The sequence below is a fragment of the Erythrobacter sp. S267 genome, assembly GCF_057365045.1.
The window spans coordinates 1,493,983-1,515,807 of record NZ_CP200298.1; the positions used below are offsets into that span (position 1 = coordinate 1,493,983).

22 protein-coding genes are annotated in these 21,825 nt (G+C 60.4%); 4 read left to right on the plus strand and 18 right to left on the minus strand.

Features of this window, described 5'->3' with window-relative positions:
* Positions 1-70: 70 nt before the first annotated feature.
* The 14 genes from scpA to pgi all read right to left on the minus strand — a co-directional run bounded on the left by scpA (position 71) and on the right by pgi (position 14,499).
* A complete protein-coding gene (gene scpA / locus AC0V6X_RS07025; protein ID WP_486183862.1) occupies positions 71-2,320 on the minus strand; it encodes a methylmalonyl-CoA mutase in 2,250 nt (749 codons plus the stop codon).
* A gap of 72 nt (positions 2,321-2,392) precedes the next feature.
* Positions 2,393-3,178, minus strand: a complete 786-nt coding sequence (locus AC0V6X_RS07030; protein WP_486183863.1) for an enoyl-CoA hydratase-related protein — start codon at positions 3,176-3,178, stop codon at positions 2,393-2,395.
* Between the two features lie 27 nt (positions 3,179-3,205).
* Positions 3,206-3,646, minus strand: a complete 441-nt coding sequence (locus AC0V6X_RS07035) for a VOC family protein (RefSeq protein ID WP_486183864.1) — start codon at positions 3,644-3,646, stop codon at positions 3,206-3,208.
* Positions 3,647-3,713: 67 nt separating this feature from the next.
* Positions 3,714-3,926 (minus strand): hypothetical protein, encoded by a 213-nt coding sequence (locus tag AC0V6X_RS07040; RefSeq protein WP_486183865.1) that lies wholly within the window; start codon positions 3,924-3,926, stop codon positions 3,714-3,716.
* Between the two features lie 22 nt (positions 3,927-3,948).
* Entirely contained in the window at positions 3,949-4,359 is a 411-nt protein-coding gene (locus tag AC0V6X_RS07045; RefSeq protein ID WP_486183866.1) for a hypothetical protein, read from the minus strand.
* Positions 4,360-4,378: 19 nt separating this feature from the next.
* Positions 4,379-4,762 (minus strand): Rap1a/Tai family immunity protein, encoded by a 384-nt coding sequence (locus AC0V6X_RS07050; RefSeq protein WP_486183867.1) that lies wholly within the window; start codon positions 4,760-4,762, stop codon positions 4,379-4,381.
* 6 nt (positions 4,763-4,768) lie between these two features.
* A complete protein-coding gene (locus AC0V6X_RS07055) occupies positions 4,769-6,301 on the minus strand; it encodes an acyl-CoA carboxylase subunit beta (RefSeq protein ID WP_486183868.1) in 1,533 nt (510 codons plus the stop codon).
* Positions 6,302-6,388: 87 nt separating this feature from the next.
* The gene (locus tag AC0V6X_RS07060; protein WP_486183869.1) at positions 6,389-7,414 is read right to left on the minus strand and encodes an NAD-dependent epimerase/dehydratase family protein; all 1,026 of its coding nucleotides are present in this window, start codon (positions 7,412-7,414) and stop codon (positions 6,389-6,391) included.
* Between the two features lie 52 nt (positions 7,415-7,466).
* Positions 7,467-8,822 (minus strand): glutathione-disulfide reductase, encoded by a 1,356-nt coding sequence (gorA, locus tag AC0V6X_RS07065; protein WP_486183870.1) that lies wholly within the window; start codon positions 8,820-8,822, stop codon positions 7,467-7,469.
* A 91-nt stretch (positions 8,823-8,913) separates the two neighbouring features.
* Complete coding sequence (locus tag AC0V6X_RS07070) at positions 8,914-9,942, minus strand: hypothetical protein (RefSeq protein ID WP_486183871.1); 1,029 nt, start codon at positions 9,940-9,942, stop codon at positions 8,914-8,916.
* A 111-nt stretch (positions 9,943-10,053) separates the two neighbouring features.
* Positions 10,054-11,568: a DEAD/DEAH box helicase gene (locus AC0V6X_RS07075; RefSeq protein ID WP_486183872.1), complete on the minus strand. Its 1,515-nt coding sequence runs from the start codon at positions 11,566-11,568 to the stop codon at positions 10,054-10,056.
* A 228-nt stretch (positions 11,569-11,796) separates the two neighbouring features.
* On the minus strand, positions 11,797-12,201 hold the full coding sequence (locus AC0V6X_RS07080) for a GtrA family protein (RefSeq protein WP_486183873.1): 405 nt from the start codon (positions 12,199-12,201) through the stop codon (positions 11,797-11,799).
* 32 nt (positions 12,202-12,233) lie between these two features.
* Positions 12,234-12,917: a ferritin-like domain-containing protein gene (locus AC0V6X_RS07085; protein WP_486183874.1), complete on the minus strand. Its 684-nt coding sequence runs from the start codon at positions 12,915-12,917 to the stop codon at positions 12,234-12,236.
* A 31-nt stretch (positions 12,918-12,948) separates the two neighbouring features.
* On the minus strand, positions 12,949-14,499 hold the full coding sequence (gene pgi / locus AC0V6X_RS07090) for a glucose-6-phosphate isomerase (protein ID WP_486183875.1): 1,551 nt from the start codon (positions 14,497-14,499) through the stop codon (positions 12,949-12,951).
* 52 nt (positions 14,500-14,551) lie between these two features.
* On the opposite strand from pgi, the gene lepB reads away from it, so the two are divergent.
* The 4 genes from lepB to AC0V6X_RS07110 all read left to right on the plus strand — a co-directional run bounded on the left by lepB (position 14,552) and on the right by AC0V6X_RS07110 (position 17,406).
* Positions 14,552-15,421 (plus strand): signal peptidase I, encoded by an 870-nt coding sequence (gene lepB, locus AC0V6X_RS07095; RefSeq protein WP_486183876.1) that lies wholly within the window; start codon positions 14,552-14,554, stop codon positions 15,419-15,421.
* An 8-nt stretch (positions 15,422-15,429) separates the two neighbouring features.
* A complete protein-coding gene (gene rnc, locus AC0V6X_RS07100; RefSeq protein ID WP_486183877.1) occupies positions 15,430-16,125 on the plus strand; it encodes a ribonuclease III in 696 nt (231 codons plus the stop codon).
* A gap of 23 nt (positions 16,126-16,148) precedes the next feature.
* Positions 16,149-17,036 carry a GTPase Era gene (gene era, locus AC0V6X_RS07105; protein WP_486185533.1) on the plus strand — a complete coding sequence of 296 codons (888 nt, stop codon included), beginning with the start codon at positions 16,149-16,151 and terminating at the stop codon, positions 17,034-17,036.
* 70 nt (positions 17,037-17,106) lie between these two features.
* Entirely contained in the window at positions 17,107-17,406 is a 300-nt protein-coding gene (locus AC0V6X_RS07110; RefSeq protein WP_486183878.1) for a GIY-YIG nuclease family protein, read from the plus strand.
* 53 nt (positions 17,407-17,459) lie between these two features.
* Here the strand turns inward: AC0V6X_RS07110 and AC0V6X_RS07115 are convergent, their stop codons facing one another.
* The 4 genes from AC0V6X_RS07115 to AC0V6X_RS07130 form a co-directional block, all read right to left on the minus strand.
* A complete protein-coding gene (locus AC0V6X_RS07115) occupies positions 17,460-17,999 on the minus strand; it encodes a response regulator (protein WP_486183879.1) in 540 nt (179 codons plus the stop codon).
* Between the two features lie 62 nt (positions 18,000-18,061).
* A complete protein-coding gene (locus AC0V6X_RS07120; protein WP_486183880.1) occupies positions 18,062-18,421 on the minus strand; it encodes a hypothetical protein in 360 nt (119 codons plus the stop codon).
* 89 nt (positions 18,422-18,510) lie between these two features.
* Positions 18,511-21,075: a type I DNA topoisomerase gene (gene topA / locus AC0V6X_RS07125; RefSeq protein ID WP_486183881.1), complete on the minus strand. Its 2,565-nt coding sequence runs from the start codon at positions 21,073-21,075 to the stop codon at positions 18,511-18,513.
* A gap of 87 nt (positions 21,076-21,162) precedes the next feature.
* Entirely contained in the window at positions 21,163-21,819 is a 657-nt protein-coding gene (locus AC0V6X_RS07130) for a hypothetical protein (RefSeq protein WP_486183882.1), read from the minus strand.
* Positions 21,820-21,825 lie beyond the last annotated feature (6 nt).

Below are 21,825 nucleotides of genomic sequence, written 5' to 3' on the forward strand. Positions count from 1 at the left end.
TTACTTCTTGACCGTCGTTCTAAAGAAGAACGGTGCTTCGACAGGCTCAGCACGAACGGTTTAAGTGTAGCTACTCCGCAGCCTCATCCAAAACGCTCTCCAGCGGGGGCATGTTGTGGCCGAGCAGGGTCAGGATATCCGCTGCGCATTCCACCACGTTGGAGCCGGGGCCGTAGATGCCCTGGACCCCTGCCTCGCGAAGGAAATCATAGTCCTGCGGCGGGATCACGCCGCCTGCGGTGACTTTGATGTCAGGGCGGCCTGCGTCTTTGAGCTTGTTGATCAGCTCCGGGATCAGCGTCTTGTGCCCCGCTGCAAGGCTGCTCGCACCGACGATGTCGACGTCTTTTTCAAGTGCCATTTTGCAGGCCTCATCCGGGGTTTGGAAGAGCGGTCCGGAGACCACTTCAAAACCCATATCGGCAAAGGCGGATGCAATCACATTCGCGCCGCGGTCGTGGCCGTCTTGGCCCATCTTGGCGACCATGATGCGGGGCTTGCGGCCCAAGCGGCGCTCCACTGCGTCGACCCCATCGGTGACTTGCGCCCAGCGCTGGTCGAACTCGTAGGCGCTCTTGTAGACTCCGGAGACCGGCTTGGGCGTTGCATCGTGGCGTCCGAAAGCGGCCTCCATCGCGGCGGAGATTTCTCCGAGCGTCGCATCGGCGCGCGCAGCCTCAACCGCTTTGGCGAGGAGGTTGACGTCGGCCTTCTTCTCCAGCTCCGCGATCTTCGATGGCGGGAGCGGAATGTCATTCTCGTCCCGGCCCGTCACAATCGCGGCGCGGTGGGTGGCGGGGTCGGTCTGAGCTGCTTCGGTCAGACCTTTCAGCGCAGCTTGGCACGCGGCTTCGTCCCGGCCCTCGCGGACCTTGGCGATGCGTGCGATCTGGCCTTTGCGAACAGCGGCATTGTCGATGTCGAGCGTGTCGATCGGGTCCTCTTCATCCTTGCGGTATTTGTTGACCCCGACGATCACCGTCTCGCCCTTGTCGATCCCGGTCTGCTTCTCCGCCGCCGCGCGTTCAATCGCGGCCTTGGGAGCGCCAGTGCCGACATAGGCGGTCATCCCGCCCGCTTCATCGACCTCGGCGATCAGCTTCTCGGCCTCTTCAACCAGCGTCGCGGTCAGAGCCTCGATATAGTGCGAGCCACCCAGCGGATCGACGACATTGGTGATGCCGCTTTCCTCTTGCAGCACCAGCTGTGTGTTGCGCGCGATGCGGGCGGAGAAGTCGGTGGGCAGCGCGATGGCTTCGTCGAGCGCGTTGGTGTGAAGGCTCTGCGTCCCGCCAAGGGTCGCGGCCATCGCTTCGATCGTGGTCCGCATGACGTTGTTGTAGGGATCCTGCTCTTGCAGAGAGACGCCTGAAGTCTGGCAGTGTGTGCGCAGCATTTTGGAGCGTTCCGACTGAGCGCCCAGCCCGTCCATGACGCGATACCACAGCGTGCGCGCGGCGCGCAGCTTTGCGATCTCCATGAAGAAGTTCATGCCGATGCCGAAGAAGAAGGAGAGGCGCCCCGCAAAAGCGTCGATGTCGAGCCCGGTCGCCATCGCGCGGGTCACATATTCCTTGCCGTCCGCAATCGTGAAGGCGAGTTCTTGCACCGCCGTCGCTCCGGCTTCATGCATGTGATAGCCGCTGATCGAAATACTGTTGAATTTCGGCATGTTGGCCGAGGTATATGCGATGATGTCCGAGATAATCCGCATGCTCGGCTCGGGCGGATAGATATAGGTGTTGCGGACCATGAACTCTTTGAGGATGTCGTTCTGGATCGTGCCGGAGAGCTTCTCTTGGGAAACGCCCGAACGCTCGGCAGCAACGATGTAGAACGCCAGCACCGGGATTACCGCACCGTTCATGGTCATGCTGACCGACATGGTGTCGAGCGGGATCTGGTCGAACAGGATCTCCATATCCGCGACGGTATCAATCGCCACGCCCGCCTTGCCGACATCGCCGACAACGCGCGGATGGTCGGAGTCGTAACCACGGTGGGTAGCGAGATCGAAAGCGACCGAAAGCCCCTTCTGACCCGCGGCCAGATTGCGGCGGTAGAAGGCGTTCGATTCCTCGGCTGTCGAAAAGCCCGCATATTGCCGGATCGTCCACGGACGCCCCGCATACATGCTCGCCTTAACCCCGCGCGTGAACGGGCCAAAGCCGGGAAGGCCAGGGTCCCAGCCCTCATGGTCTTCAGCCGTGTAGAGCGGCTTGATCGCAAAGCCCTCAGGCGTCTCCCAAGTGAGGTCGCGCCCCTTCACTTCCTTATCGGCAAGGGCTTTCCAGTCGTCGGGGGTCGGTTTTTCGGTCATGCGGGGCTCTATACACCATTGATCACCCGCGAGGAGAGTGCGGGGTTAAGCTATCCAACAAGTGAGAGAAGCTTAGGCTCCCTTGAACTCGGCCTTGCGTTTCTGGAGGAAAGCCATGCCGCCCTCCATCGCATCGGCGGTGGCTCCGGCGATGCGCTGCGCCTCGGCTTCGGCGAGCATCACGTCGGTGGCATTCCCGTCGAGGGCCAGGCCGATATTGCGCTTGATATGCTTGATCGCGACCGTCGGCCCATTGGCGAGCTTGTCTGCCAGCGTGCGCGCTTCGTCCATCAGCGCATCGTCGGCGACGCATTTGTAGACGAGGCCCCATTCCTCGGCCTGTTTGCCGCTGATCTTCTCGCCCAGCATCATCATCCGGGTCGCCCGCGCCCGGCCAATCGCGCGGGTGAGGAGCCATGTGGAGGCGCCATCGGGCACAAGGCCGATATTGACGAAGGCTTGCAGAAAGTATGCCCTCTCCGCCGCAATCGTGAAGTCCGCCGCCAGCGCAAGGCTGCACCCCACACCCGCCGCCGGGCCATTGACCGCGCAGATCACCGGCACCTCAGCGCGCAGGATCTGGCTGATCGCAGGGTTGTAATGCTGCGAGAGCGCCTGATGCGATCCGCCCTTTGATCCAAGAGCGCTTCCTTCGCCGCGCGCAGACAGGTCCGCGCCCGAGCAAAAGCCCTTGCCCTCCCCCGTGATCAGCACCGCACGAGCATCGCCAAGGTCATAGAACACCTGCCCGATCTCGTCCGCCATTTGCGGCGGCATGGCGTTCAGGCGATCCGGCCGGTTAAGCGTGATGGTGGTGAGCGGTCCGTCGGTTTCGACGCGGATGGTTTCGTAAGTCACTTCAGTCTCTCTCCGGTGGTATCTTGCTCAGTGGTCGCCTTTGGGCGTTTCCATGATCTCGGTCAGCATCCCTTGCATGTCCTTGGGATGCAGGAAGAAAATCGGCGTCCCGTGCGCGCCGGGAATGGTGGGGCCCAGGATGCGCTTGCCCTGCCCGTCAAACCATGCGCGCGCTTCGTCGATATCCTCGACCTCGAAACAGACATGGTGCTGCCCTCCCGCTGGGTTCTTGGCGAGGAAGGCGCTGATCGCGGTTTCGCCGGGGTTCAGCTCCTCAATCAGCTCGATCTGAGTGCCATCCATCCCTGAGTACGTCGGCGTATCGACAAACACGACTTTGAGGCCGCGGTCTTTCAGGATGATCTCGTCCGAAACAGAGGTTGCGCCCATCACATCGCGGTAATGCGCTATGGAGTCAGCAATCGAAGGGGTCGCAACCCCGACATGGTTCATCCGGCCCAATTTCATCGCGTAAAAAACCCTCGCCTTTACGTTTCGTCTCGCAACCCTTCCTTTGCCGGGAGGTGCGGGAAGGTCAAGGGTGCTGGCCCCATCCAAGCAGCCATACGATCACGCACACAGCTCCGACGGCCGCAAAAATGCCGAGGTCGAACCAGCGGTGAAAGGCAACTCGGCCAGTCTCATCGCTAAGATGCCAATTGTCCGGATTGCGCCACGTTCCCCAGGCCAAACTAGCGCAGATCAGCGCAATCAAAGCGAGGCCATAGGGAAGCAGCGTCGCAAGCATTCCCAGTCTCAGCGTTGGCCGTTCAAGGCTGCACGAAGACGGGCGTGAAGAGCAGGATCATCTGGTCCAGCTCGGCAATGCGCCGGTCGGTGAGGTGGTAGCGGCAGGACAGCGCGCGGTTCTCTCCGAGCAGCGAGACGCGCCCGTCGACTTGCCCGAGATATTCGCAATGGCGGTAGCGGTACTCGGCAAAGCGAGCCATGTCCGCCTCGAATTCAGAGACCTGCGAGTTGCGGTCCGCATCTTCTAGCAGTCGTCGATATTCCGTCTCGCGCAAGATCAATTGTTGCCCGCGCTGGGCAGTCGCCGTCCGCGCGCAGGTCCGATAACCCAGCGGCCCCTCGACCGACAAAGCCTCCTTGCACTCCGGAATCCAGAGTTCGGCATAAGGCGTCGAGGGCGTTTGGAGGATTAGGAGGAGCGCTGTGAGCATGGTTGTGGCCGATGAGTTGCTACTCGTCCTTGCACGAAAAGTTCGACTGTAAGACTGCAATAACTACTGTAGCAGCGGGCATATCAAGTGTGTCTGGCCGTTGCTCAGTGAAGTAGAGGAAGCGTAATCGCATTTTCTCAGCTGTGTCATCGCTCGAAAGACAGATTGTCTGCTTCTGCGCAAGGGCCACATTTAGGGTCATCGCAGCATCTGCGATCCCAGTAATTGCGCCCAAGCAATACCCGATCGACAATCTGCCGGCCTCGGTAGATTCGGAGGCCGCGCAATGTTCGTGCAGATCCCGCGCCACGAGAATTCTATCTGCCCTCATCCCCTCCTGCGCGATTGCGGGACAAGTAACGGCGACAACGGCACTGATCATCAGAAGTAGTCTAGCGAACATATCACCTCACAACGGAATATTATCGTGCTTCTTCCACGGGTTCTCCAGCTGCTTGGTCCGCAGCTTCCGTAGCCCCAGTGCGACCCGTTTTCGCGTCGCGTGCGGGTGGATCACTTCGTCGATATAGCCACGGCTCGCGGCCACGAAGGGGTTCGCAAACCGCTCTTCGTATTCCTTGGTTTTCTCGGCGATTTTTTCGGGGTCGTCGCGGTCTTTGCGGAAGATGATCTCTACAGCGCCTTTCGCGCCCATCACCGCGATCTCGGCGGTCGGCCAGGCGTAGTTCAAGTCTCCGCGCAAGTGCTTACTCGCCATCACATCGTATGCGCCGCCATAGGCTTTGCGGGTGATGATCGTGATCTTGGGCACGGTCGCCTCGGCATAGGCGAAGAGCAGTTTCGCGCCGTGCTTGATGATGCCGCCCAGCTCCTGGGCCGTGCCGGGCAGGAAGCCGGGGACGTCGACGAAGGTCACGATCGGAATCTCGAACGCATCGCAGAACCGCACGAAGCGCGCCGCTTTCTTGGAGCTCGCAATGTCGAGCACGCCGGCAAGCACCATCGGCTGGTTCGCGACAACGCCCACAGTGCGCCCTTCCACCCGGCCAAATCCGCAGATGATGTTGGCTGCATGGGTCGGCTGAACCTCAAAGAAGTCGCCTTCGTCCAGCGTCTTCGCGATCACCTCATGCATGTCATAGGGCTGGTTCGCATTGTCCGGGATGATCGTGTCGAGGCTCGGCTCCAGACGGTCCCACGGGTCGCTCGTCGGAATCTGCGGCGCATCCTCGCGGTTGGAGAGCGGCAGGTAGTCGAAGAAGCGGCGGGTCGCGAGCAGCGTTTCGATGTCGTTGTCGAAGGCGATGTCGGCGACGCTGGTCTTGGTCGTATGCGTGACTGCCCCGCCCAGCTCTTCCTGCGTGACTTCTTCGTTGGTGACGGTCTTCACCACGTCCGGCCCGGTCACGAACATGTAGGAGCTGTCCTTCACCATGAAGATAAAGTCGGTCATGGCAGGGGAGTACACTGCCCCGCCCGCGCACGGCCCCATGATGAGGCTGATCTGCGGGACAACGCCGGATGCGAGCACGTTCTTCTGGAACACCTCAGCATAGCCACCGAGCGAGGCCACGCCCTCCTGAATGCGCGCGCCACCGCTGTCGTTGAGACCGATGACAGGCGCGCCGACCTTCATCGCTGTGTCCATCACCTTGCAGATCTTCTCCGCATGGCGCTTCGACAGAGAGCCTCCGAAGACGGTGAAATCTTGGGAGAAGACATAGACCAGCCGCCCGTTGATCGTGCCGGAGCCCGTGACGACGCCGTCGCCCGGAATCTTCTGCGTCTCCATGCCGAAATCGACGCAATCGTGTTCAACGTAAGTGTCGAGCTCTTCGAACGAGCCTTCGTCCAGCAGCACGTCCAGCCGCTCTCGCGCGGTCAGCTTGCCCTTGGCGTGCTGGGCATCAATGCGCTTCTGCCCGCCACCCATCTCGGCGGCTTCGCGGCGGCGTTCCATTTCGGCGATATTGGCTGACATAGATTGTGTCTCTCAAATCTCTCGTGGTTAGGGAGGTCGTTGCCGCAGCTGCGGTGAAGCGTCAATGGGCGGATCGCCGCTCAGCGGTCAGACCTTCACGACGCCATGCTCGATCAGGCTCTTTGCGCAATCGAGGATGCTTTCCTCCGCCGGGCGCGTCTCCCAGCCCAGCCGCTCTTTCGCATGGCTCGCATCGCACACACGGCTCTTGCCAAGCTCGCTCTTGATCGAGCGGATGCCGGCGTTGAACAGGCCGAGGATGTGGACGAGGAAATTGGGCATGACCTTGGTCGGGACCTTTTTGGTGTGCTCGGGCGGCAGGCCCTCTTTCAGCACGCGCGCCACGTCGATGAACTTGTAGAAGCCGCCCGCGGCCATGAAGCGCTCGCCGTCCAGACCCGGTTCTTCGAGGCATTTGACATGCAACGCCGCCGTGTCGCGCGTGTCGACGATGGCAAATCCCAGATCGGGCGCCATGGGCACTTGCCCAGCCAGCAATTGCCGCACCGCCTCGACCGAGGGCGAGAAGTCAGGATCGTCAACCGGGCCAAGGACCATGGAGGGGTTCACAGAAACAAACTCCATCCCACTTCCGTTCTCCGCCATCCAATTGCGCGCGGCGCGCTCGGCGATGGTCTTGGACTTGATGTAGGGGTAGACGTCGGGATGGGTGATGTCGGTCCAGTCTTCCTCCGTCACCGTATAGTGCTTCTCGCTGCGGCCATAGGCGATGGCGGCAAGCGAGCTGGTCTGAACGAAACGCTGAACCCCCGCCTCTTTCGCGAAACGCAGCGCGCGCAGAGTGCCCTCGCGCGCCGGCACGATCATCTCGTTCTCGTCCTTGGGCACTGATGCCGCGATGGGAGAGGCAACATGGGCGACATGGCTGCAGCCCGCCACTGCTTCAGCCCAGCCCGCATCATCCATCAGCTCTGCCGGGAAGATCTTGACGCGATCCTCGCCCGGATTGCCGAGACGTTTGCGCAAGAGAGCCTCACTCTTGGGCGGATTGCGCACCGTGGTGTGCACGATCCAATCGCGCGCAAGCAGCTGCCGGATAAGCTCCCCAGCAATGTAGCCTGTGCCACCAGTGACGAGGACAGTCTTGGTCATGATCCCTCTCCTTTAAGCCGAGAGGCTAGAGCGATCAGTGGCGGTTCACAACTTACTTCATCAGCACCAGCTCTTCCGCCATCGTCGGGTGGATCGCGACAGTCGCATCAAAGTCCGCCTTGGTCAGGCCTGCCTTCACCGCGATGGCGGCGGCCTGCATGATCTCCGGCGCGTCGGGAGCGATCATGTGGATACCGACGATCTTGTCGTTCGCAGCGTCTACAATCATCTTGTAGAGGCCTCGCTCATTACGCCCTGCAACGACGTTCTTCATCGGGCGGAAGTCCGACTGGAACACCTTGATCGAACCAAGCGTGTTGCGTGCCTCGCCTTCGGTCAGGCCAACGGCGGCAATCGGGGGGTGGCTAAACACGGCGCTTGGGATGCAGGAATGGTCGACGCTGTAGGGCTCAACGCCTCCAAACACGCTGTCGGCAAAGGCCTGCCCTTCGCGGATCGCCACGGGGGTTAGCTGGACGCGGTCCGTCACATCGCCAACCGCATAGATCCAGTCGACAGAGCTCTTGGAGAACGCGTCCACCTTGACCTCTCCACGTTTGCCCAGCTCTACGCCGACCTCTTCAAGGCCCAGCCCTTCGGTGTTCGGATCGCGGCCTACAGCGGCGAGCACGACGTCAAATTCGCGCGGGTCATAGCCGGTCGTTTTGACCAGCAGAGTGCCATCATCCTGCTTCTCAATACTCTCAAAGGTTGAGTTGAAGCAGAACTCAATCCCCTTGGTGAGCGAGATTTGCAGCAGCCGGTCGCGCAAGGCCGCATCGTAATCGCGCAGGATCACGTCAGAGCGGTTGAGGACCGTCACCTTGCTGCCGAACTCGTTGAAGATACCTGCAAACTCGTTGGCGATATAGCCGCCGCCTGCGATCAGGATGCGCTTGGGAACTTCGTCCAGGTGAAAAGCCTCGTTTGAGGTGATCATATGCTCGGAGCCGGGGAACTCAGGCACGAAGGGCTTCGCGCCGGTGGCGACAAGCACATATTTGGCGGTCACGACCTTGCCGCTCGACAAGGTGATTTCGTGCGGACCGGTGATCGTCGCACGCTCTTTGTAGATCGTGACGTCGTGATTGCTGAGCGTCTCGGTATAGAGTCCCTCCAGCCGCGTCACGTCATTCAGCACATGGTCGCGCAGGCGAATCCAGTCGAATTTGGTTTCACCAACGTCCCAGCCGAACTGCTTGGCGTCCTCAAGATCCTCAGCAAAATGGGCGCCGTAGACCAGCATCTTCTTGGGTACGCAGCCGCGAATGACGCAGGTGCCACCCACGCGATACTCCTCTGCCGCCGCAACGCGCGCTCCGTGAGCGGCGGCAACGCGGCTGGCACGCGTGCCGCCGGAGCCTATTCCGATAGTGAAGAGATCGTAGTCATATTGCTGATCGGCCATGGTCGTTCCTCTTAGTCCGTAAGTGCCTATGCACACGGTTCGGGAGGATCGGCAAGCGGGTTACGCGCGCTTTTCTAGTCCGCGGTAAAGATCAGCTTTCGAGGAAGCGGCCATAGTCGCGCAGCAGCTCGAACGCTTTCATATTCTCAAGCGTAATCAGCCCCTCATCCGTAATCCCGGTGAGGCGATAGATGAGGCGCAAAATGGCTTTCTGCTGCGTCTCCGACACGTCGACCAGGCTGATCAGCATGTCGGGATTGTCGTGCTCCAGCTCGTCAAACAGCATCGCGACATTCATCGGATCAAAGCCAAAGCCGAGGAAGCCGAGGCGTTTGCCGCGACTCATCTCAGCACGCAGATAGGACTGGAACTGGCGTGATGCGCCCCGCTGGCTGGCGGTGAAGATGCGTTTGGAGAGGCGCACGATATTCTCTGGCGTCTCATTGCCCCAGGTCGCGCCGTTCTCCTCATCTCCCTGCCACGGAAGACGCCCTGCAACACCGTAAGGGTGGACGATGCGAAGACGGCCCGCGACCAGCTCGCACGCCTCTTCATATGTCATGCCGAAAGCGCGCTGGACGACCCATGGCAGGTAGTGCTCAATCGCGCGGTCATAGTTGAAACAGACGATGGAGAGTTTCTCGAACGCGTCTTCCGCCTTGGCGCGCGGGACGCCTTTCACGATCAACTGCCCCAACTGGTAGAGCCAGTTTTCGGTCCCACGCAGCGGCAGTTCGTCCTTTGCACGCGGAGCCTCTGCCAAAGTCGACTTCGATTCCGCCTGCAGCGTGTAATAAACAAGCGCCAGTTTGCCCGCAGCGAGCACTGCTGGATCGTGGCTGTATTGCTCCAGAATTGCGTCGATGCTGGTGCTGACCAGTGTCGCATCACGGATCGCCGTCGCGCCGCGCACCAGATCGTCATAGGTCATGCCCAGTTCGGGTGCGACTTTATCGAACAGCTGCGCCAAGTTGATGAGATCGCGCGACTTTACTTCAGATTCAAGCCGCTCAAACTCGAACCCGCCAGCGATTTTCGCGAGCAAATCCTGCCCATCGGGCATCTCAATCTCACGGTTCGCTCCGGCCCCGATAATCAGCGTGGTGTCGGTACGGATCATGTCGCTGGCAGCCCCTCGGTTAAAGTGAGCTGCCAGTTAGGCGCGGTATGCTTAATTTTCGCTTAGGGACGGCCCGGAAAAACGTAAAATTTTGTGAGCCTTGCGAGGCAATCAGCGTGAGCGCTGACCCTGCCCCCCACCACCAGAGCCACCACCAGCGCCGCCGCCCGAGCCGCCGGAGCCGCCACCACCGCCGCCACCGCGCCGGTTCTTGTTGAAACGCCGTGATCCGCCGCCCGGCTTTCCGCCAGGACGTCCACCGCCGCCGGGACGGCCATTGGGCTTGCCTTTCCGCGATGGATGCTTGCCACCGGGCTTCCTGGGCTTGGGCGCGCCCTCACCCTCTTGGGCACCAGCGGGTCTGCCTTTGGGAGCGCCTTTGGGTCCGCCACGCGGTTTGGCCTTGATCTTCTTATTCGACACACGCGTCGCGCCTCTGGGAGCAGGCTTGGTCGGGCCAACCCCTTCGACGACAGCGCGGAAATTATCAGGGAGCGGCAGGCGCTCCAGCTCGGCTGCGGTCTTGCGCTGAATGTCTTTCAGATAAGCGCGTTCATCCTCGGCACAAAAGGCAATCGCCACCCCGTCCTTGCCTGCACGCGCGGTGCGGCCGATGCGGTGGACATATTGCTCGGGCACATTGGGGAGCTCGTAATTGATGACGTGGCTGACACCCGGAATGTCGATACCGCGCGCGGCCACATCGGTCGCGATCAGGATGTTGGTCTTGCCCTTGCGGAATTCATCGAGCGCGCGCTGACGCTGCGGCTGCGACTTGTTCCCATGGATTGCGTTTGCGGGGATGCCCGCGCGCGACAGCTTCTTCACGACGCGGTCCGCGCCATGTTTGGTCCGAGTGAAAATCAGCACCCGTTCGATATCGCCAGGCACTTTGTGCCGGCCTGACAGGATCATTTCGAGCAGCGCCTGCTTTTCATCCTGTTGGACCATGAACAGATATTGCTCGATCCGCTCAGCCGTCGTGCTTTCGGGTGTGACGGAGACCTGCACTGGGTTGTTGCAATAGTTGGAGACCAGCTCCTTGATCGCCTTGGGCATCGTCGCGCTGAAGAACAAAGTCTGGCGGTCTTTGGGCACCAGCTTGTTGATCTGCCGCAGGGCGTGGATGAAGCCCAGGTCCAGCATCTGGTCCGCTTCGTCCAGCACCAGAACCTCGACAGAGCCAAGGTTGAACGCCTTCTGGTCGATCAGGTCGAGCAGACGGCCCGGCGTTGCGATCAGGATGTCGGTGCCGCGGTGGAGCTTGTTACGGTCCTTGTTGACCGATGTGCCGCCGACAATCGACTGCACCTTAAGGCCGGCAAGCGCGCCATAATCCTTGGCGCTTTCGGCGATTTGCTGCACCAGCTCACGCGTGGGGGCGAGCACCAGCATGCGGCACGATTTGAACGGGATGCGGTTCTCCGCCTCACGCAACCGGTCAATGCTCGGCAGCATGAAGGCGGCGGTTTTGCCTGTACCTGTCTGGGCAATGCCAAGCAGGTCGCGCCCTTCTAGGACGGGCGGAATAGCCTCCTCCTGAATCGGAGTGGGCGTGGAATATCCCTTCAGATCAAGCGCCTGAAGGACGGGCTGTGACAGCCCGAGTTGGTCGAATGAAGTCATGATAACTCGCAATATATGCGTGTCGCACGGGCACATCTGTGGCGGCCATGCAAAGCGCGGGGTTTAAAAACCACCCGCGTGAATAGGGAAGCTGTAGGGTTTGGGTCGAAACGCTGCCGGGGCGGTTGTGGAACAGAGCCGCCACTTCACGCTGGCAGGGTGCGTTTCGTGTTGACGTGCAGATGGATGCTGCAGCGCAAAAAGTCAATGACGGTGTGTTCCATCGCCTTACAATTGCCGGAAATTCAGGACGGCATTGAGCGCAAAAACCGCAAGTCCGGCAAACACCGAAACGATAACTCTAGCCACAAGATAGTGCATTGGGGTGAACTCGGTTAGCACCCAGAACAAGCTCACAGTCACGAGCAAGCCGACCATCGAGTTGGTTAGAAAAAGAGCATATCCGCTTGCAAGCTTTCTATCGGTCCCCGCGAAGATCCACGTACGGCCAAAGATATAGTGCACGCTATTGGCGAGCAGAAAGCTGATGGCAGTTGCGAGAACCTCATCGACCTCGCCCCAATCGACCATCAGCCACATGACCGCAAGCCCGCCCAAGAAAACGCCCGTGCTCACAACCGTGTTGCGCCAGAGCATCCATGCTGCGCGGCGATTGAAGAAGCGAGACAGCATTTAGGCGAACGATATTCGGCGAACCACCGAAGTCAGGCAGCCGCGAGTGATAGTGGACGCGGGCGCGGATTGTCTTCTCCTGCGTCCGCCCATTGTGTGCGACGCGGTGCTTTTGACCACAGAAATAACAAAGGCAACTTGATGAACAGCAGTTCTGAATGGATCAGGCGATCGATCCAGACTTCCCGACGATTGGGCTGTCGTCGCGCATTGGATGCCAGCCACTTGTCGTAAGGCAGGAAATGATCCGGCTCGTCCCGGTGGACGACCTCAAATATGCGCTTGAGTGCCTTGTCGGAATTTACGAAACGGTTTTCCAAAAGGATATCAACCTGTTTCAACCCCCGCTTTTCGGTCAATGATATGACCCGGCACAACCGTTCGAACAAATCCTCGCTTGCAATGATGGCATCTGTGTCGAGCCCATCGATGGATTGCCCAAACGTAAGCTCAATAAAGCGGTCAATGTGACCAAATGTCCGATCGACTTCGATCGGCATTTGCCCTCGCAACTCGAACCAGCGTTTGAACATCACGTAGTGTTTGCGCTCATCAGCACGGTGTTTCTCGACAGCCGCGATGAATTCGGTCGCTTCGGGGTGCCGCGCTTTGACCGCTTCGAGCACTCGATCAAGCGCGGTGTATCCGCGATGCTCGTTGTAAATATAAATCGACCCGAGAACGTCGAGATAGCGGCGGGCGAACCATTTCAGCATAGCGGAAGCATAGCACAAGCCGCCCTTTGCGTCACCCCAACCCAGCCGCCGCCATCAGCGCAGCTGTACTCGGATCAAAGTCGCCCTCGCCTGCGTCCATGTCCTTGGCCATTTTCTTGCCCAGCTCGACGCCGAACTGGTCGAAGGGGTTGATGCCCATAAGGACCGCTCCGGCGAAGGTGCGGTGTTCGTGGAAGGCGATCAGAGCGCCCAAGGTCGCTGCGTCGCAATCGTCGAGCAGGATCGTGGCGGAGGGGCGGTTGCCTGAAAAGGCACGCGCCGGGTCTTTACCATCCGCGCTCATATTGCCGCCCGCCATCAGTGCTGCGCCTTGAGCCAAGCAGTTCATCAGCAGCGATTTGTGGTGCGCGGGGTCGAGCTCGTCCCCCGGAGCGATGCTGGCGATGAAGTCGACCGGCACCAGATGTGTTCCCTGGTGGAGCAGCTGAAACACGGCGTGCTGCGCGTCGGTCCCCACCCCGCCCCAAGTGATCGCGGCAGTCGGCCCGTCGACAGGTTCTCCGGTTCTGGTAACGCTCTTCCCGTTCGATTCCATCTCCAGCTGCTGGAGATAGTCGGGCAGCAGCGCGAGCCGCTCGTCATAGGCGAAGACCGCTCGGGTCTGGCAGCCTCGGACGCGAGCGTAGTAAAGGTCGGCAAAGGCGGCGAGGAGCGGTCCGTTGGCCCTCCCCTCAGCCTCTCGGAAATGCGTGTCCATCGCTTGCGCCCCGGCGAGGAAGGCAGTGAAATCCTCCATGCCGACAGCCAGCGCGACCGGAAATCCGATGCTCGACCACAGGGAATAGCGCCCGCCGACGCTCTCCGGAAATGGCAGGACGCGGGTTTCATCCACGCCCCACTCGACCGCGCCTTCGGGGTTCGCGGTCAGAGCCACGACGCGCCCGCCGGGGTCATCGACGCCGTTTTCGCCCAACCATTTGAGCGCGCTCGCCGCATTGGTCATCGTCTCGGTCGTGGTGAAGGTCTTGGAGGCAATCGCAATCAGCGTCGTCGCCGGATCGCAGGCGGCAAAGGCCTGCTCCAGTGCCAGCCCATCAATGTTCGATACGACATGGACGTCCACCAGTTTGAGGTCGCGTGTCAGAGCATCGACCGCCAAATCTGGTCCCAGAGCCGACCCGCCAATGCCGATATGGATCAGGTGATTGACCTCACCCAGCGCGCCCTGATGGATTGCGTCAACCAGCATGCCCATCCGTGCGAGCAGAGCCTGCGCTTCCTCAACATCCACATCACGCCCGCTGCCACGCATCGCGCCGTGGGTTGCCGGGCGGCCTTCGGTCGGATTGACGATCCCGCCATTGAACAGAGCGTCGCGCGCTGCGGCAAATCCGCTTGCCTCAGCCAGAGCTTCGAACGCGGTCAGGACGTCGTCGTCGAGATGCGTCTTCGACCAATCGAGCAGCATCCCAACCGGCCCTGCCTCGCCCAAGTCAAACTCAAGCCGCTGGCTCAGCTTGCTGACCCGCTCTGGGTCGTTTGCGAACAGATCGGACAAGGTTGGCTGAGCGGCTTTTGCCAATTCATTCCACACGGATTTCACTGCGTCTTTGTCACTCATGAAAAGCAAACTCTCTTTGCGCTGGGAGGCTTGCCGAGTAAGGGGAGCGGTGATGGATGTTAAGACCCAAACTGAAACGGGCGGTGAAAACGCTCAAGAAGCCACGATGGATGCACCCTTGGAAGAGGCAGCCGAGGAAGAGCAGCAGGAGACTGTTGGCAGCTTCCTGCGCTTCCTTACTTTGCTGCTGATCGGAGTGCTGGCCTTTCGCATATTCGTGTTCGCGCCTTTCTCGATTCCTTCGGAAAGCATGCTGCCGCGTCTGATGAACGGCGACTATTTGCTCGCAAACAAGTGGTCCTATGGCTTCTCGCGCTATTCGGTGCCGTTCAACGCGCCGATCATTCCGGGGCGCATCTTCGCTGATGAGCCAGATCGCGGTGACCTCGTCATCTTCAAGCACCCGATTGACAAGACTGACTATATCAAGCGCGTTATCGGCCTGCCCGGCGACACGATTGCGATGGTGGATGGTCAGATCATGCTGAATGGAGAGCTGGTCGCGCGCGAGGCGATGCCGAATTTTGAGGTCAACATCTCCCCCAATACCAGCTGTTCGTGGGGCGGTGAGCAGACCACCAACGCAGACGGTGAGGAAGTGTGCAGCTACACCCGCTTCCGCGAAAAACTGCCGGGCGGTCGGCAGTACGAAGTGCTCGATTTCGGCACCACGCCCGCTGATGACTTTGCGCCCAAGATCATTCCCGAAGGCCACATGTTCGTGCTTGGCGACAACCGTGACAATTCGCGCGACAGTCGTTTCGAGGCACGCAGTGGAGACGCGGTTGGGATTGTCGAGCAAGACCTGCTGGTGGGTGAGGCTACTGTGATCATGTGGTCGACCGATGGCAGCGCGGAATGGATCAAGCCGTGGACCTGGTTCTCGGCTGCGCGCTGGGAACGGATTGGCACGGGACTTTGACGAAAGCCGTGAGCACCCTTCCCCCCGAAACGCGCGAATGGCTGATTGATGCAGGCTTCACCGTCAGTGATGAGCAGGTTTGGCTCGAAGCGCTGACCCATGGCAGCTACAATTCGACGGTGAGTGGCGCAGGCCAGCACGCGGCGGATTATCAGCGGCTCGAATTCCTCGGCGACCGAGTGCTGGGTCTGGCTGTCGCCGGATGGCTCTATCACGAAGGGACGCTTGACGAAGGCAGGCTTTCGCAGCGCCTCAACGCTCTGGTCAGTGGGCGGACATGCGCCCGGATCGCGCGCGGCATGGGGATGGCGGACCACCTGCGCCTTGGCAAACAAGCGCGCGAAGATGGCGGCGCGGACAGCCAGAACATCCTTGGCGACGTGATGGAGGCGTTGATCGGAGCGAGCTTCGTTGAAAACGGTTTTGAGGCCACGCGCGCCATCATCCTTTCGCTTTGGGAAAGCGAGCTGACGGGCGATGCGGGCAAGGCCAAGCATCCCAAAAGCGCTCTGCAAGAATGGGCCGCGGGCAATCGTCGGCGGATGCCACAATATGACGTGATTGACCGCTCCGGCCCCGACCACGCGGCGCAATTCACTGTCCGCGTCAGCATCCACAATGTCGGCGAAGCGGACGCAGAGGCGAGCAGCAAGGGCGAAGCAGAGAAGCTCGCCGCAAAGGCATTTCTGGAGAAATACGGGTGAGTGAGAACCCACAAAAATGCGGGATGGTGGCTGTAATCGGTGCGCCAAATGCCGGGAAGTCCACTTTGGTCAACCAGCTGGTCGGACAGAAGGTCGCGATCACTTCGGCCAAGGCGCAGACGACGCGGGCGCGGATGCTGGGCATTGCGCTGCATCCAGACAAGGACCCCGTGACGCAGATGATCCTCGTCGACACGCCCGGCATCTTTGCGCCCAAGACTCGCCTAGATCGGGCGATGGTCAGCGCGGCTTGGGAAGGCGCAGAGGCCGCGGATGCCGTGCTGCTGATCGTCGATCCGATCAAACAGCGGCGGCATGAGCTGGAGCCTTTGGTTGAGGCTTTGGAGGGGCGGCCAGAACGCAAGATCCTCGTGCTCAACAAAGTCGACAAGGCCAAGAAGGAGCCGTTGCTGGAACTCGCGCAGGAGCTGACGCAGCGGATCGGCTTTGACGAGGTGTTCTTTATCTCAGCCCTGACCGGCGATGGCGTGGCGGAGATGAAGGCGGCGCTGGCGGCGCAAATGCCCGAAGGCGTGTGGATGTACCCGGAAGATCAGGTCTCCGACGCCTCAGAGCGCCTGCTGGCAGCAGAGATCACGCGTGAGCAACTCTACAAGCAGCTCCACGAAGAGCTCCCCTATGACAGCGCCGTGCGCCCAGAGCAGTACAAGACGCGGCCCGATGGAAGCCTGGAAATCCACCAGCAGATCGTCGTCGCCCGCGACAGCCAACGCGGCATCGTGCTGGGCAAAGGCGGCCAGAAAATCAAAGCGATTGGAGCGGCGGCGCGAGAGGAACTCTCCGAAATCCTAGGCGTGAAGGTCCACCTGTTCCTGCATGTCAAACACTCCGAGGGGTGGAGCGACGACAAGGAAGTCTTCGAGGAAATGGGGCTGGATTGGGTGAAGTGATGCTGCTGAGCGGCCATTCACCGTCACCCCGGGCTTGACCCGGGGCCCCGCTTCCCTTTTCCAAAATGCCATGGATCACGAAGTATCAGGCGGCTGGGTCTACATCATGGCGGATCGCTATCGAGGCACGATGTATGTCGGCGTGACCTCTGAACTTGCGGCACGGGTGACACAGCATCGGTCCGGGACTGGGTCGGGCTTCTGCACCAAGTATGGATTGAAACGGCTTGTCTGGGCTGAGCGATTGGGCTCAATTGAAGACGCCATTGCGCATGAGAAGCGCGTCAAAAGGTGGCACCGGCAATGGAAGTTCGATCTCGTCGAGAAGGCAAATCCCGATTGGGATGATCTATACGGGCAACTCGTTTGATTGCGCACAAAGAATAGCGGGACCCCGGGTCAAGCCCGGGGTGACGGCAGGAACTACCCCCGCCCCAAACGGTCCAGTTTCGCGCGCAGGCCTGCTTCGTCGAACGGCTTCACGATGTAGTCATCGGCGCCGGCTTTGATCCCGGCGTGTACATCAGCAGCCTTGTTCTTGCTGGTGCAGAACATCACCGTCGGCTTGTTTGGCGTAGGGATAGCGCGGAGCTGTTTGACGAACTCCAGCCCGTCCATTTCCGGCATGTCCCAGTCGGTGAGGATCAGGTGCGGCATAGACTTTTTGCAGCGGGCGAGCGCTTCGAGGCCGTCTTGCGCCTCAATCGGGACATAGCCCATTGCCTTCACGATCTTGGTCGAGACTTTGCGGATTACACGGCTGTCATCGACGATCAGGCAGGTTTTCGCAGCGGCTTGCTGGACTGATTGCGGCGCGGTTGACTGGGGTGCAGCGTCACCGCGCATCGCCTTGGCCGCGCGCACGACACTATCGGTTGGCTCGCCCGTCACCGGGTCGATCAGGCCTTGGACGTCTTCGGGCGCGTCAACCGGCTTGCCCTGAGGCATTTCGGGACTGCGCACGGTCGCATCTTGAGCGGCCGGATGTTTCGGGCCGCCCTTGTTTGGACCTGTTGAGCGTTTGATCAGATGTTGAATGGTTCCGCCTCCCCGGCAAGGCTGGCGAAGGCTTCCTCGCCGCTCAAATCGTGCGCTTCGTCTTCGTCAAGTGGCTGCTCATAGGCAGGCTCGACTGGAACAGAGGCATCGACTTGGCCGGACAAATCGCCGCCAACAGACTCTTCAGGGGTCATGCAAACGTGGACATATGGCATCCAGATGTCGCCATACTCCGCCTTTTGATACCACACATCGAGAACGTCATAACTCGCCCACATTCCATCGGGTTCGCGCAGGCGCAGGCCTTCGCCAATCCGAGGCACTGCGGCAAAGCGGATACGCTCCTGGGTTTGGTGGGTCTCGTTCTGGACTTCGATTTCGATCACAGCATTGGTCCCTGGTCTCTAAGGACAGGGATACGGCACAATACTAAATGAATTATGAGCGTTGCAGGCCTGTTTAAACTACCGACCGGTCAGCTCTTCGCAGCCGCCTTCTTCTTGGCGCCGGATTTTGCTGGAGCCTTCTTCGCTGCAGCCTTCTTTTTGGGTGCTGCTTTCTTGCGCTTTTTCTTCGCCGGGCCTTTGGCGGCGCGGGCGTCGATCAGCTCAATGGCTTTGGCCGCTTCGATGTCTTCAGGCTTGATATCCTTGGGGATTGTCGCGTTGACATTGCCGTCGGTCACATAGGGGCCATAGCGTCCCGGCATGACCTTGATCTCTCCGCCAGAGGTCGGGTGTTCGCCCAAAGTCTTGATCGGTTCAGCCTTTGTGCGCCCGCCGCCTTTGCGGTTGGCGGCCTCTGCCAGCAGCGTCACAGCAGCGTTCATGCCGGTGTCGAACACATCGCGCGTGCTGGTGAGCTTGGCATATTTGCCATCGTGGCGCAGGTATGGCCCATAGCGGCCAATCGCAGCTTCGATCTCTTTGCCCGTCTCCGGGTGAGCGCCGATGATGCGGGGTAGGTCGAGGAGCTTGACCGCCCAATCCAGGTCGAAATCGTCGAGGTCTTTGGGGATCGAAGCCCGCTTTTTCTTTTCGTCCGCCTCCATCTCGACATAAGGCCCGAAGCGACCGGACTTGCGGTGGATCTCCGCGCCGGTTTCGGGGTGCGTGCCCATCAGGCCGTCTTCAGCAGGGTCGGAGCCATCGGCTCCCGGCTGCGCAAAGCGGCGGGTATATTTGCACTCGGGATAGTTCTGACACGCGATGAAGGCACCAAAGCGCCCTCCCCGCAAAGACAGTCGGCCATTCTCACGCCCCTCTTGCTCGCAAAGCGGGCAGTGGCGCGCGTCCTTCCCGTCTTCACGCGCTGGGAAGAGGTAGTCGGAGAGGTAATCGTCCAGCACCTCGGTCACTTCCGAGGGCAGCTTCTCCATCACCTCGTCGGCTTTGGGTTTGAAGTCTTGCCAGAACTTGGCGAGCAGCTCCTTGTAATCCTCGCGCCCGTCGGAAACCGTGTCGAGCTCGTCCTCCATCCCGGCGGTAAAGTCGTAGGCGACGTAGGTCGGGAAGAAGCGTTCGAGGAAGGCGGTGAGCAGCCGTCCGCTCTCTTCAGCAAAGAAGCGATTCTTCTCCATCCGCACATAGTCGCGGTCGCGCAGCGTCTGGATGGTCGAGGCATAGGTCGAAGGGCGCCCAATGCCGAGCTCCTCCAGCCGCTTGACCAGCGACGCTTCGGAGAAACGCGGCGGTGGCTGGGTGAAGTGCTGCGTCGCCTCGACATCTGTCTTGGCGGGCACATCACCGTCTTTCATCGACGGGAGGAGGCCGTCTTCGTCCTCTTCCTTGTCGTCGAAGCCTTCTTGATAGACCGCGAAATATCCCGGGAACTTCACCACCTGACCGGTCGCGCGCAGTTCATGCTGGCCGGTCGCATCGCGCAGAGTGACAGTCGTGCGTTCGAGCTGAGCGGTTGCCATCTGGCTCGCCATGGCGCGCTTCCAGATCAGGGCATACAGCTTCGCCTCGTCGCCTGATCCGGCGTGATCGCGGCTGAAATTGGTCGGGCGGATGGCTTCGTGCGCTTCCTGCGCGTTCTTCGCCTTGGTGGCATAGAAGCGGGGTTTCTCCGGCAGATAAGGCGCGTCGTATTTCTCGCCGATGGCGTCGCGGCAGGCGGCAATCGCGCTGCCATCCATTTGCACGCCGTCGGTCCGCATATAGGTGATCGCACCGGCCTCATAGAGCGACTGCGCAAGCCGCATCGTATGGCTGGCGGAATAGCCGAGCTTGCGCGCGGCTTCCTGTTGCATGGTCGAGGTTGTGAACGGGGGCGGAGGATTGCGCTTGAGCGGCTTCTTCTCGACGCCTTCGACCGTGAAGCGACCGCCTTCAACCGCTTCCTTGGCCTCCATCGCGATGCCTTCTGCACCCAGGCTGAGCTTGTCCAGCTTCTCGCCCTTGAAGCGCACCAGCCGCGCATCGAACGCGGTTCCGGCATGCTCCATCTTGGCGAGGACGGACCAATATTCGTCGGGCTTGAACGCTTCAATCTCCCGCTCGCGATCGACGATCAGGCGCAGGGCAACCGACTGCACGCGGCCCGCCGACTTTGCACCCGGAAGCTTGCGCCACAGGACCGGCGACAGAGTAAAGCCAAACAGATAGTCCAGCGCGCGGCGGCCCAGATAGGCGTCGATCAGCGGTTGATCGAGTTCGCGCGGTTTGGCCATCGCATCGGTCACCGCCTTCTTCGTGATCGAGTTGAACGTCACCCGGTCGACCTTGGTGGGCAGAGCTTTGCGCTTCTTCAGCAGCTCTTGAACGTGCCAGCTGATCGCCTCGCCTTCACGGTCAGGGTCGGTCGCGAGCACCAGGCGCGAGGCGTCCTTGGCCGCGTCGGCAATTTCCTTGAAGCGGCTCTGCTTGTCCCGATACAGCTCCCAATCCATCGCGAAATCTTCGTCCGGGCGCACGCTGCCATCCTTGGGCGGCAGATCGCGGACGTGACCGTAGGAGGCGAGAACCTTGAAGTCCTTGCCCAGATATTTCTCGATTGTCTTCGCCTTGGCGGGCGACTCAACGATGACTAGCTGCATGGGAGAGGTCTGATTTCCTTACGTGTGTACGTACGCGCGAGAGTGGGGTCGGCTTTTGCAAGCCGTCAAGAGGTCAGATGCAAAACCTTATGAAAAGGTCTCGACCAAGTCCTCCGGCTCGCGCTCGATCAGCCGATAGGCCGCGACGCCCAGCAATTGCAACCATGCGATTGAGATTGAGATGCAAAGGTTGATCCCGACAATAAGCAGGTAATAAGCCACATCATTGCCTGCCGCGTATGCTTCTTCCGATGCAAAACCTAGAACGACGAGGACTGCATAAGGCGCAAGAGCTGGAATCATGGCCAACGCCAGAGGCTTCTGGATCACAGCCGTTCGGTGCCAACTCCAGCTCATTGCCTCATTTACGCCGTTGCCACGTGCATAGAGCCGAGCAAAAGAAGGCAGCCAGCGCATCATCAAGTAAAGGCCAGGTAGGAGCAAGAAGACGAGGCCTACGCCAATCGCGAGACCGGTAATGATCCCAAGGCCAAAGTAAAGACCAATCCCGCCAGGCATTTTTTCGCCCTCAGACGCGCTCGCACGCATCAGCATGACAAGCAATAGATAACCGAAAATCCAACCGATAATCGAGGTTGTGAGGTAAAGGCCATTGCTTTCGGGCAAGAGAATGTCCGCGACTGAGTACATCGCCGATACTACGACGACGTAGCCAATAAGGGCGAGCGCGGCGGCGCGCGCAATCGCCTTTTGCTGTACCCAAAGGCTGTCTTGAGCTTCCATCCCGCC